This is a genomic window from Rhodococcus sp. MSC1_016, from assembly GCF_023667485.2.
GTDB classification, from domain to species: domain Bacteria; phylum Actinomycetota; class Actinomycetes; order Mycobacteriales; family Mycobacteriaceae; genus Rhodococcus_F; species Rhodococcus_F oxybenzonivorans.
Map to the genome: position 1 here is coordinate 862290 of NZ_JAMOZI020000001.1, position 15255 is coordinate 877544.

Genomic DNA, 15255 nt, shown 5'->3' on the forward strand with positions numbered 1-15255 from the left:
TCCGGGAACCCACAATCCCCGCCCGGCTGTCGAGCCAAGCTATCACACAAAAGTGATATCATCTAGGAGTGATACTCTCACGCGGTGGGGAAATGGACCGTAGAGGTGGGGCTGGTCGAAGAGTGGCTGCTGGCACTGGATCAGTCATCGTACGAGCAGGTGGTGGCAGCACTCGAGCTACTCGCGGAGCGCGGACCGCAGCTCGGCCGCCCCTTGGTCGACGCGGTGAAGGCGTCCCGTCACAAGAACATGAAGGAGCTCAGGCCGGGGTCCAGTGGCCGCTCGGAGCTGCGGGTGCTGTTCGCGTTCGACCCCGAACGAAAGGCGATCCTACTGGTTGCCGGCAACAAGGCCGGACAATGGAAGACCTGGTACAAGCTCAACATCCCGATCGCCGATGACCGCTTCGCGGCCCATCTCGACGAGTTGAAAGGTAGGTGAACACGATGGCAAAGAGCCTTGAGCAGATGCTCGCCGAGCGTCCTGTCGATCGCGGCGCAGTCGAGGCACACAAGGCCCGCATGATCGACGAGGTGCGTGCGTATCGACTTCAGGAGCTGCGTGAATCGGTGGCGATGACACAGAAACAGCTGGCCGAGCGGCTCGGAGTCGGGCAGAACCGCGTGTCCAACATCGAGCACGGCGACCTCGAACGTGTGCAGATCGACACGTTGCGCCGGTATGTCGAAGCCGTCGGCGGAGCCCTACGCGTCGAGGTCGAACTCGGCGACGAGCGCTTCCAGATCGCGTAATACCGACGACCTGGGACAGCCGCGATGCGGTCCGCATGAATGACGACCGTTGATGGATCGACTAACGCTCATCGAGTGACGTCCTGCGCGATGCAACAGACCACCGGACGACCGGGACACGACCGGATGGCAGAAAGCGCCCCGGTGTTCAATCGCGATCGACGCGCTCGGCCTTGCCCTGTGGCGGGGCCGCACAGTCCCATGGCTAACGTCGCGACACTGCTCGCGCTCATCGCCGTCATGGTCCTGATCTGACACAGGGCCGGTTGCCAGCTCAGCCCCGAGCTGGAGCGGCGTGGGCGGAGAACCTGGCGAATTCGAGATCCTTAAATCCACCAAACATGCCGTGCTCCGGGTTCCGCCAGCGACGCTCCCGTTTGGGTGAACTTCTCGTTCAGTACCGGGAGTAGCACTGTCCAGTCGTCTGTTCGCCAGCGCAGATGCACTTTCGGTCGAGGTTTCGGTCCGAGGTCACGGCGCAAAACCGAATACCGAGCGCATCGTGGGTATCGGGGCTGTGCGGACATGCCGTGCAGGACAGCGTCGATTCCAGTGCCCGTGCAGGGCTAGATGACTTGGAAACCGCTAGAGAGTTCGACACATTGGTCGGGTTCGACGCCATCGCGGCGCTCCAGTTCTCGGACCTTTGACTTCGGGCCGGTTTGGGCGCCGAGGACGACATGGCTTGACCGCGCATATTCGAATGACCCTCGACATCCACGAGGCTACACTTCCCCGCCGCCCCTTTGGCTCCGCGCGTGAACGACCCTCACATAGCAGAGGTGTCAGCGCACGGACCGTATTGCGGGACGCGTCGGCGGTTCACATCGTTCCGACGACCCTTTTCGACCCTCGGTGATCCTGTCACATTTACACCCGAACGAGTCCTCGATGCTTCGTGCGGAATCTTCGAGGCGGTCGGTGAACCCTCACCGACCCGGCCGAACACATCAACGTCCTGCCGAGCGCCCGCGGTACCGGCGCCGCGGCTGAGCTCATGCAACGGTGGCTCGACCTGCTCGTGGCATCCGGATCGCCGGGCTGCTATCTGCAGACCCTGGTGGAGAACACCCGTGCGGTGCGGTTCTTCCGGCGGATGGGATTCACCGAACACGGCCCGACGCCGCTGGTGCCCGGCCTGCGCGACAACGGCAGACGGGTGCACCAGCAAACGATGGTCTGGAACCCCTGACCTCCGGTGTCACTAGCGCATGATGACTCGGCCATTCGACGTGAATCCCCGGGACGACGTCAGAGAGTGACGTCCTCCACCGTCTCGATGATCTGCGCGCGGGGGTCGCGCATAACTGCCTTACCCGGGCCGGCCCACAGGGTGTGTAGCTTCTCGAGCAGTCCTTCGGCCTCCTCCGTGGTCGCGAACTCCAGGTCAATGGTCACGAAAGCGGGGTCGCGGACGGATCGTCCGACGCGGTACCGCTGAACGCCCGAGCCCTTGCGGTCCACCGGATCGTCGTCGAAGAGTTTCTTCCACGCATCGAAGTCGCTGACCGCATGTTCCACGCGAAGTACTGGCATGACGGATCCTTTCTACGAATTCATTCAGTCTTCGCCGGAACGGTCGGTGCTGTCGAGAGGTTGCCTTCCGGCGCCGATGGATCAGCCGCTTGCCACCCGCGGATCACCTTCCATTAGAAGTATTCTGTGAGCGTTCCAGAGAGGATCACGCTGGCTGGCTCTTCGTGTGGAGCTGATCCGTCAACGCCAAGTTCCTCGAGGTTTCCAGAGAGATCATCCGACCGCAATCGCGGTTGGCCTGGTTCCACTTCAAGAACCTGCACCGAGACGAGTTCGGCGATGTCGGATGCCGGCAGCAGTCGGTGCTCGTTCCGTACGCCGATTCTCTACTGGCGATATCTTCTGTGCCGCAGGCCTTATAGTCCGCCGCCTACTCCACCGCCGCTGCTGTTGAAGGGAAAGACGTCGGTATGGGACCCGTCCATGCGCCGAGGTGAGACCGACGAATATGGGCTCGATTTCCGGTCATGGAGAAGTCGTCGGAGGCCACGGAGGAGGTCTCGAAACGCCATCCTCTGGAACCAGCGTCTCCGGTCGGGCGCGGGCTCAGACTCGTACGGGATTGGTTCCTTACGCACGTAGTGCTCCATAACCCCAGGTTAGTCGGCATCGAGCGTCTGCATCCCCGCTTGCGCGGACAGCAATCAGGAGGTCCTACGGCGATCAATCTAGAAACGGGCGTCCCACCAGACACATACTGAGCACGCCGCCGCGTCCGGAGCAGGATCCTTGACCGAAAGCCTGTTGATCCGTGATAGTGGTCGGAGGTGACCCCGAGTCCGCGGTGTTCGTGCCGCGGTTCCCGAGTACTCGGGGCCTGACATGCACAGGTTCACTGAACCGACCCCAGTCCCCACACGCGCCGACCTCATCTCCGTGTTCGTGGAGAACTGGGAGATCGAATGCTGCGGTGTCCCTCCCGTCGTCGGATACGACACCACGTGGGCATTGACCTTCATCGAGTTGGCATCCGAACGAGGGAGGTCCCTGCCTGACGGTGCCCGTTGGAGCCGACGGACCCACCTCATCACTTCTGGCGGGATCGAGGCCTACTGGCCAACCACCGACACACCGCAGGTAAACGCCGTGTTCGGCTATTTCTCCGGCACCCGTCACGGGCCGACCGTGCCCGATGGAATACGCCCCACGACGGGACTCGTTGTCGACCTACAGTTGGAGATCGTCGAATACCAGCAGATCGCCGGCCAGTGGCAACCGATCCCCGACGCGAGGCTGCTGCGGCGTATCCACGCGAGTCCCAAGTGGTTCGCCAACAACCTCGACAGCACTGGATGCATCGAGACCGGGGTCCTCATGGAGCTGGCGGTGATGCGCCCATGAGGAATCGACTCGCAGATCCACGACGCCAACACGTCATCGGCGCCGTCAGCCAGCTCGTGGACGGCATCGCCCGCCAGGATGGATGGACGATCGCGCGGCGATCCACCGGTCAACTACTCGACCAACTGCTCTCGCGCAGCGGCGATCCCGCATTCACTTACCGGAGCGGGAGCTACAGCCTGGGCGTTGACGGTGCGCCCGTTGCGGTGGTCGAGGACGACGACACCGCCGTGGTGCTCGGCGGCGTCCGCTCATCAACTGCGCGCGATCCGATACCCGTTGCCGCCGTACTGGTCGCCTCGACCGCGGCGCCGCGCACCTGGCTTGTCGCGTCGCTGGACATCGCCACTGCCGTCGATAACGACTTCCAACGCGCGATCCAGCAGGGACGGTTCTCCGAGACGATCGACGCCGACATCATCGCCCGACACAGTCCCCTCGACAGGAGGGCCGCCGCGATCGACTGGGACGACCCCACCGTCGTACTACGCAAGAGCTCGAACGGGACGACCACGGTCGCGGACGCCCTCAGCGAGTTGGCCGAGTGGGACCAGCGAGCGTGGACGTGGATCGCCGACGAATGTCCGACGTTCGGCGGACTCTATCTCCGTGCCCGCCACCCCGAACTCGTCCGCCAATACTGACCAGTGACGGATCGGTGACCGGTCAGCGGTCCTCCCCGTGCAGGTGGACCGGTGCACACAACCGCATAGGTCAGAATCCCGATGATGGACTTCCGGGCAACGGGTTGACTGTGTCGCTGTCCCACGTGATCTTCTGATCGGAGGTCGCGGGGAGTGCTTCAAGTTCGGGGGCGGTGAGGACGGCCTCGACGCATTCTGCTGACGCACCGAGGTAGGTCGTCATGAGGTCGATGTCGGTCGCCACGCACCACGCGCGATCCTCGGGCCACCACAGATGCGCGCTCATCCCCAGCATGCCGCCGCCGAATTGAGTGTCGGCGAGATCGATGTCTCCAGAAAACAGGACCATGTCCTCTCGGCTGGGCATCGGCAGGCGGGGATAGTTTTCGGGAGCGGTGATGCGGCCGGATCCTTGCCAGTGGGCGAACCAGCAGGTATCGGGTGTCTGGGTGAAGCGTCGGAGGACGCCGACCAAGGAGCGTGCGGTCCGAGGCGGCAGTGATCCTTGCTCAGGTGCCTCCTGCCATACGCCCGGTTGTTCGGGGGTGTGCCAGCTTCCTACAAGGGACCCCCACTCCATGGCGGGATGCGCGGTGGTGCCATTGGCGACGGCCACGTCGGTCCAGCGGACCGGCTCGCCGTCAATGGCCATTGCAGGATGGAAGATTCGGGCGTATGAGTCGAACACTGGTGGCACCAGGGACGCGATCGCGTGTTCGTTGAACCGGTGCACGTGCTTGACAATCCACATCCCGGGCCCGACATCGGCAGCCATCCGCAGGCCGCGCTCTTGCCAGTCGTGATCGTCAGTCGGTTCGGGATCTCGTGCCATCGGTCCATGGCACCACAGGCCTCAGTGCTCTGTACTGCCATTGATTGGACACAATGCTGACCGAAAGGGGATCGTCATCCGGTGTCGATCAGGACTTGCGGGTGGGTCACCGGCCCGACGGACTGGAAGGCAGCGGGTTGATTGTGTCGCTGTCCCAGGTGACTCTCTGATCGGGTGTCACGGGCAGCGCTTCGAGGTCGCCGGCAGCGACAACGGCATCTACGCAATCGCGCGATGCTCCCACATACGTGGTCATGAGGTCGATGTCCGTCGCCACACACCATGCCCGATCATCGGGCCACCACAAATGCGGGCTCATCCCATCCGGGAACCACCTATTGGCCCCGAACCGGATATCAGCCAGATCAATTCCTCCCGAGAACAGGGCCATCCTGCGGTTGGGCATGGGCAGATACGAGTAGTTCGACGGAACGGTGAGGAATCCGGATCCTTCCCAGTGGGCGAACCAGCACAGCTCCGGTGTGGACGTGAACCGTCGAAGAATGTCGGCCAGCGCGCGTGTTGTTCGCGCGGGCAACGAGCCGGTGACCGGGGCGTCGTGCCACAGACCCTCCTGTTCGCTGGTGTGCCAGCTACCCACGATGGATCCCCATTCCATGACGGGGTGCGCGACGGTGCCGTTGGCCGCGGCGACAGCTGCCCAACGCACAGGCTCGTCGTCAGGGGTGGTCGCGGGGTGGAAGATCCGGGCGTACGCGGGAAACACTGGTGGCACCAGGGCGGCGACAGTGTGGTCGAAGTTGTGCACGTGTTCGACGATCCAGGTGCCGGCGGTGGTATCGGCTGCCAATCGGAGGCCGCGCTCGGCCCAGTCCTGGCTATCAGTCGTTTCGGGATCCCAGGCCATGGTCCTACTGCACCACATCGCGAAGATCCGGGTACTGACAGCCACGTAGGAGACTGAGCGATAACCGATCGATGACCGGTCTAGGATCGCTCCTGCGACCAGACATAGGTTCTCGACCGTATCGTTGCAGAGTATGACCGTAGGCACTCCATCGTGGGTCGAGTTGATGGGCCGTCATGCGGCCAGCGACATGCTCTATACCTCGGCGTCCTTGATCTACCGATACGTCACTCGCACGGGCGACGTCGACGAGGGCACATGGGAATTCTGGCACGGACCCGGTAATCAATGGCGTATCGAAAGATCGGGTCAGCCGATCTTGATCCGGAACGGCGAACTCGCGTTCAGTTGGCGTGACGGTGAGATGCATCGAAACACAGGTCATATCCAACTTCACATTCTGAAACCAATCAGTCCTCTCTTGTTTGTAGGACCCGAGTCTTTCCTCTCGCCCTCCACCCTCAGTAAGAACACAACACCCGCCAGGTCCCCCATCGAAACCGTTGTGAATGGCCGGCGCGCGTGGTCAATGCTCATGAACTCGACGTCGCACGAGGAGAGCATCGAGTTCGTCATCGACGACGAGACAGGACTCATTCTCCGCACGGGATCTTCCAGCGACAAGCTCTACGCCGAGTTGACCGAGGTCAATACCTACGAGGACCTTCCCGATGAGGTATTCGATTGGGAAGGTGCTATCGCACCGCCGACTGTGAAGGAAAGAAGCCGGGACCCCGAGCATCTCCGACAGGTCCACGAAATGGCTGAAGGTGCAACCCCGCGGTACTGGCCGACCGGAGTGTCCTTCACTCCGATCAGCGGAGACCCTGACACTGGTGAACTTGTGATGAGTCTTCACGTGAACGGACACGCGTCACTGGCTCGGTGGCCCCTTGGCGCGCAACCCACACTGCTCGATCGTCAACTCACGCAGCGATACCCACACTCAACCGAGTGGTCGGACGATCGATGGACGTGGCGATTGATGACAATTTCAGCGATGGACGAAGACGATGTACGACGCGTCCAAGAATCCATTTAGGCCTTGGACTTCGCAGTCCCGAAGCCGAACCTGCACCGGGACGAGATCGGCGCGCCAGCGCGCACCCTCGAGATCTCTGCGCTCGTCCCGAAAGCGGATCGGCTATCGGCTATACGGGACGTGCAAAAAAGTGTCGAAGTGACAACCGACCGCCGTGACCGGTGGATCAGGCTTCAAGCCCGGGTCAGCCGAGGAAGCACGTGCATACTCCGGTTGCTCACGCCTGCCGGGCCTCGCCCTCCGGGGTCCGTCTGGACGAGGCCCATGAAGGCTCGCGCGTGTTCCTCAGTGTCGAAGACGATGCACGCAATCGCATCAGTGTCATCGCGCGCCCAGAGGCCCTCAATGAAGCCTGGTTGCGCCTTGGTCAGCGGCACGATCGTCTCATGCAGTCCAGCCTCCTGCTCTGCCGACTTGGCCGGGTCCATCGACCAGACCGCGACGAATGCACATTCGCTCATGGCAATCACCTTTCTCAGTCGGATGTCGCGTTGTCGGATCCCCGTAACCGTGCTTCACGAAACATCCACGATTACACGGGCAAACGCAACAACAACGACGAACCGCTAGAGACCGCCGGCAGGAACGGCGATCGGGCATTTTCTCCGAATTTGTGCCGCTCCAGCTCGATCCCGTAAGCGGATCCGCTTACGGTGCCGGATTACGTCGCTGGGCAACCGACATCACCATCAGCGGCGTCGCGTGGGTGCATACTCCAGCCATGACAGTCGATTTCGACTTCTCGTGGTCACAGTTCCTCTGGATGGTATTCATATTCGTTGGTGTGCCCACCATGATCGGTGCGGGCATCATCTGGTCGGTCGCGCGGTCCGAGCGGGACGGGCTGCAACGCTCCCAGGGCAGAGCAGGTGTGGGTAGAACGCAGACGGGAGTTGGCCGACTGGGGCTGTGGGCCACTGGACTAGTCGCGTTTCCCTTGGGATTCCTGTCTTGCGCGGGCTGGCTGAGCTGGTCCGCCGACTACCAAGGAGAATTCGCAGGCCCGGACTGCCCGCACCGACACAGTTCCCCACCTGGCAAGTGATCGCCTGTGGAGTGACAGTGGTCTTGGCGTGTCTCGCCGCGGCGCACCTGTCCCGCTGGGCGGCAGCGGGCGGTCTGGCTGCCGCCGCGGGCACGGCGGCAGGGTTCACGACCGCGTTCAGTGTGAACGCACGCCAGCACCGACATCACCGGCCAGGCAGGCGTGGGCGTGGTGCTCTCGGAAGTCGGATGGGGCGTCGGTTTAGGCCTGCTGATGCTCGTCCGGGGTGCCTGGCTGACCAGGAGAAGCAGCACGCGGGCTGATAACCCCTAGTCATGAGACGGGTCCCAGACGTGGCGGGGCCGGTCCGGTCGGTGGCGAACTCGGCGGCAGTCGAGGGGCCCGATCAGCGATAGGGCTTCGGGACGACATCGAGGAACCCGAGTCAGTGCGGACGCTCGAGCTCGCGATAGCGCTCAGGTGGTGGGCCGTCACCGGCCCAGTACTCGGTCCCGTTGTCCCACCACGGGCGCACAATCACCGAGGGCGCTCGGACGCGTGCCCACATGAGCGCTTCGTCGAGCGAGGTGAACTCCGGAGACAACTCGTACGATTCCTCGCCGCCCCAGGAGCCTTGGTAGATGCCCTCGTCCTCGGCAAGAACAGGTCGAGCCCACTGCACCGGCCCGGGCTCGCTAGTCGGAATCCGCCGCCAGGTCATGTGCACCACTCCACACCGCCCGATCGCACCGAGTAGATCGTCACCCACGGCGATGAGTCGTCTCGCCTCGTTCTTGTCACGTTCGGCGACTCGTGGATCGTTCAGAACTTCGACCAGTCGTTCCTGGACCTCGCCGACGTGATCATCGGTGAGTGGATCATCGCGAAGGGCCTCGACGATGCGGTGGTGCAGGTCTGGGCGCCCGACGCGCTGAAGGTCGTTCGCGAGCGTGAGCGCGGGTTTGTCGAACGCCGAGCGGCGGCCCATCTATCGATGGTATGTCGGAATCCGGATAACCATCGACTTGTGGCTCTCAGAGTTCTTCGTTCAGTGACTCGACGTGGCCGACCTGACGCCATAGGACCGAGCTGCGCAGCTTCCACTCAGTTGTGCCATCCGGGCGAGTCCTCTGCTCGTAGTTTGTCGCGGCCAGCGGCAGGAGTGTCTGGGGGTCAAGCGTCAGGGTGTACCGCTGGAGCCTGTTGTAGTGGACCGCCTGAGCACTGATGGCTATGCCGGCGCGGCCCGCGTCGTCGACAGCATGCTCTTCCACGATTACATCCGAGCGATTTGCAAGTTCTTCTAGGACCGCGACCATCATGTAGTCAGGGATGTGCTGACGTTGCCAGATTCGGGCGACATCGTTCAGTATCAGGTAGGAGTTGGTGGTGTCTATATACGCGGAGAGGGGTCGTTCTCTCGCGAAGAAGGTGCGAGGGGCCCCGTCCTCGGGTCCATGGATACCATTGTGGGGGTTTGGTTTCCCATTTCGGGTGCTGTCGATCCGGTGTCTCCCGTCCGGAGCGGTCCAGGTCGCCACCGAGCTATTGGCATATCCCTCGTGAATCAGGGAGAGCTCGCCGGTGGACTCCAACTTGTGGCCAGTGCTGGCGTTCACAGCGTCGTAGGCGACGTACTCGTGATCGCCCTTGCCCGGACGCCCCGGCAGGCTCATGGCTCGGCGAGCGAGCGTAGAGAGGATGCTCTGGCCCTCAGGTGACCCGGATTCTGATGTCATACCAATCCCCTCAGGCCCGCTGATCTATCTCTTCTATCGTCGCACGCCAGTCCCTGACGGTGGTCCCGGTGACGAACCTGCACCGGGAGAAGGGCGGCGCCAGTACGGTGCCGGCAGCGCTCGGTGCTCGTCCCCGAATAGGGATCCGCCAGCGGGCAACCGCAGAGAGACCGCGAGGTGTCGGTACAAGCGGCCGAGACGGTAAACGCCGAGCCTGTTCGACGATGGCTCACGGCAGCGGAATGGGCCCGGATCTCTTATGCCCGGGCCACGCATATGCCGCGGACTGAACTGGGACGCCGACGGTTGGTCACAGTGTGTGCGGTCTTGCTCGCCGGCGGGGTCGTGGTCTGTGCCATTACGATAAGTCATTCAGCTTCTGCAGACCCGACCCCTGCTCCTGGAAAGGACAGCACTTCCATGACCGACGTAGCTGGTCCGGACGATGAATGGGATGACGTCGATCCGGAAGAGCCGATCATCGAGGGGGATGGCCCCAAAACGATCGAAGACATGGCCAGGGATTCACAAGCTGGCCAAGACCCGAACGCCCCACTCCAGAACATCGGCGGTTCAGCGATACGGGGTGAACGAGAAAACGTCTCGATCCAAGACAACGAATAAAGCCGGAAACCGATCGGACTAGTGGCTCTCAAGCTTCCTCCGAGACACCCCATTCTTGTCGGGTCATCGCTGCCATTCGGGAAGCCAATCCACCCGATGAACCGCGGCTGGCACATCCGGCGCCGCTTCGCTCGCCGACGGACGTGCGCTTAGGCATTGGAGACGTCCGCGCCGATCTGACGCCAAACGCGAACAGTTCGTCAAGGCGATCCGCTATCGGTGTCCGCCAGCTCGCAGGATTCAACTACGTGATTCACAGTGACAATGGAGCGATGACCACTGGCGAAGCGCCCGCACCGTTGACGAGTGACCTGATCGCTGCGGTCCGCTCGGCCCTCCTTCGGGAGGTAGCTCGAGTCGACGACCCACTGGCAGGTGTCCCCGGAGGGGACCCATCCGACGTAACAGGCTGGCACCCGTACACCCGCCCAGGCGATAAACCGAGTTCCTCCCCGGGGCGGCCGTATTACGACGCGGAAGCGTGGAGGTGGTTTCGTCTGATCGACATCGCAGTGCTGGATAACAGCGTCTTCGTCAAGTTTGCGTGGGACGAGCCGGATACACCGCGACTCGAGTACTTGGGGATCGTTCCGGTATATCGATACACAAGACTCGGGGCTGCTGGTGCAGCGCTCCTCGTTCGAAGTCATATGCGGGATTTGCTGGCCCCGTTGGACGCTCTCGAGTCGGCTGCCTCGAATAGCACACCGGGTTGGCGTAATCGCGTCTCACGTACATGGCTCGGACCGAACTTCGTTCTCGTTACTCAGCCCACGGCTGAGAGCAGCCCGTCAGATCTCGATCGCGCATGGGCCAACACCCACCCTGGGCCAGTGACCGACTGAAAGCACTCGCCGTGGTTGCTCGCGCTGTGCTCCTTCGCCCGGCCAGGCTTTTCCACCTCGGGGATCGGTGACCGGTCAGCGATCGATGATCGGACCGATCAGGGATCCCTATCGACCAGTGGGCGGTACTCGCAGAGCTGGAGCACCGTGCTGATCCGCGCTTACGGGCGGTATGTGGCGCTGATTGGCGGCCGCTCGGATGCAGCGGCCCGCGATGTTCGTCGACGGTAGCGTGCACAACATGGACCGTCGCCTGTTCACCGCAGTGGTCGCGCTGACGGCACTAATGAGCGGATGCAGTCTGATCCGTGGACCAGCCCCTGATCGCGATCCTGCCGAGATCGTGGACGCTGCGGTCTGTCGAATGCCGCAAGGCAGCGAACTGCTGGGCGTCACTCCACCGACCGAATTGATGGGGGCGCCGGCACCGCGCTCAGGAACGGTGCCGTCGGATTTCGAGCCGGTCGCGGCCATTACCTGCGACGAATGGCTCGCGAATTCGATCGCCGCTGATCTCACCGGGAGCTTTGCCGAGCACCGATGGGAGGGCGACTTCGCTGCGGCAATCGACAAGCTCAATTCCCCGTCTGAGGGCCAACGTCTGGATCAGAACAGTTGCGGAACGCCGAGTTTGGCACCGATACCGGACTTGTGGCTGATCGACGCGCACGGTCGCGCACTACGCCCGTCCTACCCTGTCGACGACTGTGGATTCCTCAAGATCGGTGGACTCCGCGAGATCGAAAAACTAGTCCAGGTCGATCGGATCGAACACTACGTCCGCCACACGCCGGATTCGCTGCAACAGCTGATGGGATGCAGCACGCGTCGGGTGACGCCAGAAATCGGTAGTGATCACCTCGTAGCCGACCAGTACTGGGTCCGCAGCGCAGTTTGTCGTTACACCACCGATCCGGACGGGAGTATCACCTTCGCGGGAGCCGAAGAACTCCAGGACAGCCTGGGGCAGACGTTCTTCTCGCTCCCGCCCGCAAACGAGTGCTTGTCGGTCGCGAACCTCACGGCCGGCACGACAGTGACGCTAGCCGGGCCAGAGGATGTCGAACCGTTGCCGGTACTCATCGAGATCGATGGATGCCGCCGTGTACTCATCGACGAGCACATCGCCCTGCAAGCGTCCGAGGACATCATCGCGCAGGTCTCTTAGCTGGAACATGGTTGTTGAGCCAACCGCTCCATATGGGTGACCCGTAGGCGGAACGCTGATCGGCACATCTCCGGAAGGGGGCGTTGACCGAGACTCCCTGAGCTGCGCGTTCCCGTTTGACCCGTCCGGTGATGATTTTGCTTTCGGGGCGTCAATCGGGACACCCCGAGTGATCTAGAGCCGGGCAATTGAGGCGTTCGGCGGTCCGTTGACCCCGGCGTCTCACAACGATGGCGGATCCGCCACCGGCCCGCCACTCGCCGTGAATTCCGCCAAGGGTCTCGAGATCTACACCAGCCCCGCATGATCGGACCGACTCCTCCTGAGCCGGGTTGCCTCGCCCACCCAGCGGGTATGCCGGTGGAAGCCCGGGCGGAGACGCCGCGGGCGTGCATGACCGGCGCACGGTGGACGAACGGGAAGGGTCTGTGATGGTGCCGAGTGGGCTTGTTGCCGTCCAGCTGCTCGCCGCCGACGGTCCGGCCGGACTGCTGCCCGCGCGTCAGCAGATGGCTTTCTCATTGGGCTGGCACATTATCTTGGCGTGTTTCGGGGTGGCCTTCCCTGCCATGATTTACGTCCTGCATCGACGCGGCATCGTGCGTGACGACCCGGTCGCTCTCGGCCTGGCGAAACGGTGGGGCAAGGTGTCGGCGATTCTGTTCGCGATCGGCGCGGTGTCGGGCACGGTGCTCAGTTTCGAAATGGGTCTTCTGTGGCCTGGGCTGATGGGCCGCTACGGGGACGTGCTCGGACTCCCGTTCGCCTTCGAGGGCCTCTCCTTCTTCATCGAAGCGATATTCCTCGGCATCTACCTCTACGGGTGGGGTCGTCTGCCGCCGCGCCGGCATCTGGCGATGCTCGTCCCGATGGGGCTGGCCGGTGTGGTGGGCACCTTCTGCGTCGTGAGCGTCAACGCATGGATGAACAATCCGACCGGCTTCCGACTCGTCGACGGTGAGGTCACCGACGTCAATCCGTGGAAGGCGATGTTCAACTCCGGTGTCTGGTTGCAGTTCGCCCACATGTGGGTGGGCGCGTTCATGCTCGTCGGATTCGTGGTGGCAGGCGTGTACGCCGCCGGACTCCTCCGTGGTCGCCGCGACGAACATCACCGTCTGGGTTTCATCGTGCCGTTCACCTTCGCCAGCGTGGCAGCCCTACTCCAACCGGTGATCGGTCACGTCCTCGGAATGCGCGTCCACGACACGCAACCGTCCAAGCTGGCCGCCTTCGAACTCGCGGACACCACCGAAGGGCCTGCACCGTTGCGATTGGGCGGCCTGCTCATCGACGGTGAGGTCAAGTGGGCGCTGGAGATTCCCCGCCTGGGCTCGATCATCGCCCGCAACTCCTTGACGGCACCGATTCCCGGACTCGACACCGTCCCGGCGGAGGACCGGCCACCGGTGAACATCACGCACCTCGCGTTCCAGACGATGGTGGTGATCGGCACTCTGCTCGCGGTCGCTGTCGTCGTGTTCTGGCTACTGCGCTGGCGCCGACACGACCCGTTGACCAGCCGATGGTTCCTGCGAGGCGCCGTTGTTGCCGGACCGCTGGCGATCATCGCTCTGGAGTGCGGGTGGATCGCCACCGAGGTCGGGCGTCAGCCGTGGACGGTATGGCAGGTGCTCCGCACGGCTGACGCAGCCAGTGAGAACAGCGGCCTGTGGTGGAGTTACCTCGGCGTCGTGCTCGTGTATCTCGGGATGACGGTGGGTGCGTACGTCGTGCTGCGGTCCATGGCCAGGCGTTGGCGCGCCGGAGACGAGGATCTCGCCAGCCCCTACGGGCCGGGGGCTTCGGCGGTCGACGAAACGCAGCGCTCCGGGGAGGCCGGGCAGAGGAGTGGGCGATGACTCTGTCGAACACCGTTGCGGTGGCCATGTTCACCGGTGTGGTGTTGTACGCGTTGTTCGGTGGAGCCGACTTCGGTTCCGGCTTCTGGGATCTCACGGCGGGCGGACCGCATCGCGGAAGTCGGCTCCGGGTGCTGATCGACCACAGCATCGGTCCGGTGTGGGAGGCCAATCACGTGTGGCTCATCTACATCCTGGTATTTCTGTGGACGGCCTACCCGACCGTGTTCGCGGCGATCATGACCACCTTGTTCATTCCGCTGATTCTCGCCCTTCTCGGCATTGTGCTGCGCGGGGCCAACTTTGCGTTTCGTAAGTACTCGGCGACCATGGGGCAGGCGCGACTGTTCGGAGTGCTCTTCGCCGGTTCGTCCTTGATCACCCCGTTCTTCCTGGGCACGGTGGCGGGCGCAGTCGCCTCGGGGCGTGTGCCCGCGGACGGATACGGCGACGTTGTGACCTCGTGGGTCAATCCCACATCCGTCCTCGGCGGCGTCATTGCCGTCGGAACGTGTGCATTCCTGGCCGGGGTCTTCCTCACCGCAGACGCCGATCGTTCGGGAGACGGCACGCTGGCCGCGTACCTGCGACCGCGCACGATTGTCGTCGGTGTCGTCGTCGGCGCGGTCGCACTGGCCGCGATCGAACCCATCCGCCGCGACTCGCCCACTCTCGGTGAAGGTCTCCTCGGCAGCGCGTTGCCGTTGATCGTTGTCTCCGCGCTCGCCGGTGTCGCCACACTGATCTTGTTGTGGCGGAGCCGCTTCGGTGCAGCCCGGATCACGGCGCTCGTCGCCGTGGCAGCGATCGTGATCGGCTGGGGCGTCGCCCAGACACCCTGGATTCTCGTCGACCAGGTTCTCATCGCCGACGCCGCGGGAGCGAGAGCAACGCTCATCGGACTGCTTGTGGTCGTCGGCCTCGCCGCGGTGACGGTAGTGCCGGCGCTGGCTTACCTCTTCTGGCTTACCCAGACGGACACCTGGAGCCGCGACGAAGCTGCGCCGCACTGAGCTC

General features: G+C 63.3%; 18 protein-coding genes. 11 read left to right on the forward strand and 7 right to left on the reverse strand.

Features of this window, described 5'->3' with window-relative positions; translation table 11 throughout:
- Nucleotides 1–84 precede the first annotated feature (84 nt).
- Both L1080_RS03890 and L1080_RS03895 read left to right on the forward strand, forming a co-directional pair.
- Nucleotides 85–441, forward strand: a complete 357-nt coding sequence (locus L1080_RS03890) for a type II toxin-antitoxin system RelE/ParE family toxin (protein WP_250776635.1) — start codon at nt 85–87, stop codon at nt 439–441.
- A gap of 5 nt (nt 442–446) precedes the next feature.
- Nucleotides 447–752: a helix-turn-helix domain-containing protein gene (locus L1080_RS03895; protein WP_043790214.1), complete on the forward strand. Its 306-nt coding sequence runs from the start codon at nt 447–449 to the stop codon at nt 750–752.
- Nucleotides 753–1146: 394 nt separating this feature from the next.
- On the opposite strand, the gene L1080_RS03900 is transcribed toward L1080_RS03895, so the two are convergent.
- The gene (locus L1080_RS03900; protein ID WP_308202207.1) at nt 1147–1449 is read right to left on the reverse strand and encodes an RGCVC family protein; all 303 of its coding nucleotides are present in this window, start codon (nt 1447–1449) and stop codon (nt 1147–1149) included.
- Between the two features lie 261 nt (nt 1450–1710).
- Here L1080_RS03900 and L1080_RS03905 point away from each other — a divergent pair, with 261 nt between their 5' ends.
- Nucleotides 1711–1944: a GNAT family N-acetyltransferase gene (locus L1080_RS03905; RefSeq protein WP_374435669.1), complete on the forward strand. Its 234-nt coding sequence runs from the start codon at nt 1711–1713 to the stop codon at nt 1942–1944.
- Between the two features lie 59 nt (nt 1945–2003).
- Here L1080_RS03905 and L1080_RS03910 read toward each other — a convergent pair whose 3' ends face one another.
- Nucleotides 2004–2288: a hypothetical protein gene (locus L1080_RS03910; protein WP_159925336.1), complete on the reverse strand. Its 285-nt coding sequence runs from the start codon at nt 2286–2288 to the stop codon at nt 2004–2006.
- Nucleotides 2289–3110: 822 nt separating this feature from the next.
- Here L1080_RS03910 and L1080_RS03915 point away from each other — a divergent pair.
- Both L1080_RS03915 and L1080_RS03920 read left to right on the forward strand, forming a co-directional pair.
- Complete coding sequence (locus L1080_RS03915) at nt 3111–3629, forward strand: DUF6578 domain-containing protein (protein WP_159925338.1); 519 nt, start codon at nt 3111–3113, stop codon at nt 3627–3629.
- Complete coding sequence (locus tag L1080_RS03920; RefSeq protein WP_250776637.1) at nt 3626–4273, forward strand: hypothetical protein; 648 nt, start codon at nt 3626–3628, stop codon at nt 4271–4273. The genes L1080_RS03915 and L1080_RS03920 overlap by 4 nt, the downstream gene beginning before the upstream one ends.
- A 70-nt stretch (nt 4274–4343) precedes the next feature.
- Here L1080_RS03920 and L1080_RS03925 read toward each other — a convergent pair whose 3' ends face one another.
- Both L1080_RS03925 and L1080_RS03930 read right to left on the reverse strand, forming a co-directional pair.
- Nucleotides 4344–5105 (reverse strand): hypothetical protein, encoded by a 762-nt coding sequence (locus L1080_RS03925; protein WP_250776638.1) that lies wholly within the window; start codon nt 5103–5105, stop codon nt 4344–4346.
- A gap of 106 nt (nt 5106–5211) precedes the next feature.
- Nucleotides 5212–5973, reverse strand: coding sequence for a hypothetical protein (locus L1080_RS03930; protein WP_250776639.1), 762 nt, complete (start codon nt 5971–5973; stop codon nt 5212–5214).
- A 535-nt stretch (nt 5974–6508) separates the two neighbouring features.
- Here L1080_RS03930 and L1080_RS03935 point away from each other — a divergent pair.
- Nucleotides 6509–7015, forward strand: coding sequence for a hypothetical protein (locus L1080_RS03935; RefSeq protein WP_250776640.1), 507 nt, complete (start codon nt 6509–6511; stop codon nt 7013–7015).
- A gap of 173 nt (nt 7016–7188) precedes the next feature.
- On the opposite strand, the gene L1080_RS03940 is transcribed toward L1080_RS03935, so the two are convergent.
- Nucleotides 7189–7476, reverse strand: a complete 288-nt coding sequence (locus tag L1080_RS03940) for a hypothetical protein (RefSeq protein WP_159925342.1) — start codon at nt 7474–7476, stop codon at nt 7189–7191.
- A 260-nt stretch (nt 7477–7736) separates the two neighbouring features.
- Between L1080_RS03940 and L1080_RS03945 the strand changes: the two genes are divergently transcribed.
- Nucleotides 7737–8060: a hypothetical protein gene (locus tag L1080_RS03945; protein ID WP_250776641.1), complete on the forward strand. Its 324-nt coding sequence runs from the start codon at nt 7737–7739 to the stop codon at nt 8058–8060.
- Between the two features lie 385 nt (nt 8061–8445).
- Here the strand turns inward: L1080_RS03945 and L1080_RS03950 are convergent, their stop codons facing one another.
- Nucleotides 8446–8988, reverse strand: a complete 543-nt coding sequence (locus L1080_RS03950; protein WP_250776642.1) for a hypothetical protein — start codon at nt 8986–8988, stop codon at nt 8446–8448.
- A gap of 46 nt (nt 8989–9034) precedes the next feature.
- Nucleotides 9035–9739 carry a hypothetical protein gene (locus L1080_RS03955; protein WP_250776643.1) on the reverse strand — a complete coding sequence of 235 codons (705 nt, stop codon included), beginning with the start codon at nt 9737–9739 and terminating at the stop codon, nt 9035–9037.
- A gap of 420 nt (nt 9740–10159) precedes the next feature.
- On the opposite strand from L1080_RS03955, the gene L1080_RS03960 reads away from it, so the two are divergent.
- The 4 genes from L1080_RS03960 to L1080_RS03975 all read left to right on the forward strand — a co-directional run bounded on the left by L1080_RS03960 (nt 10160) and on the right by L1080_RS03975 (nt 15251).
- Nucleotides 10160–10363, forward strand: a complete 204-nt coding sequence (locus L1080_RS03960; RefSeq protein WP_250776644.1) for a hypothetical protein — start codon at nt 10160–10162, stop codon at nt 10361–10363.
- 1086 nt (nt 10364–11449) lie between these two features.
- Nucleotides 11450–12376: a hypothetical protein gene (locus L1080_RS03965; RefSeq protein ID WP_250776645.1), complete on the forward strand. Its 927-nt coding sequence runs from the start codon at nt 11450–11452 to the stop codon at nt 12374–12376.
- Nucleotides 12377–12807: 431 nt separating this feature from the next.
- Nucleotides 12808–14238, forward strand: coding sequence for a cytochrome ubiquinol oxidase subunit I (locus tag L1080_RS03970; protein ID WP_250776646.1), 1431 nt, complete (start codon nt 12808–12810; stop codon nt 14236–14238).
- Nucleotides 14235–15251, forward strand: a complete 1017-nt coding sequence (locus L1080_RS03975) for a cytochrome d ubiquinol oxidase subunit II (protein ID WP_250776647.1) — start codon at nt 14235–14237, stop codon at nt 15249–15251. The genes L1080_RS03970 and L1080_RS03975 overlap by 4 nt, the downstream gene beginning before the upstream one ends.
- The last annotated feature ends 4 nt before the right edge of the window (nt 15252–15255 follow it).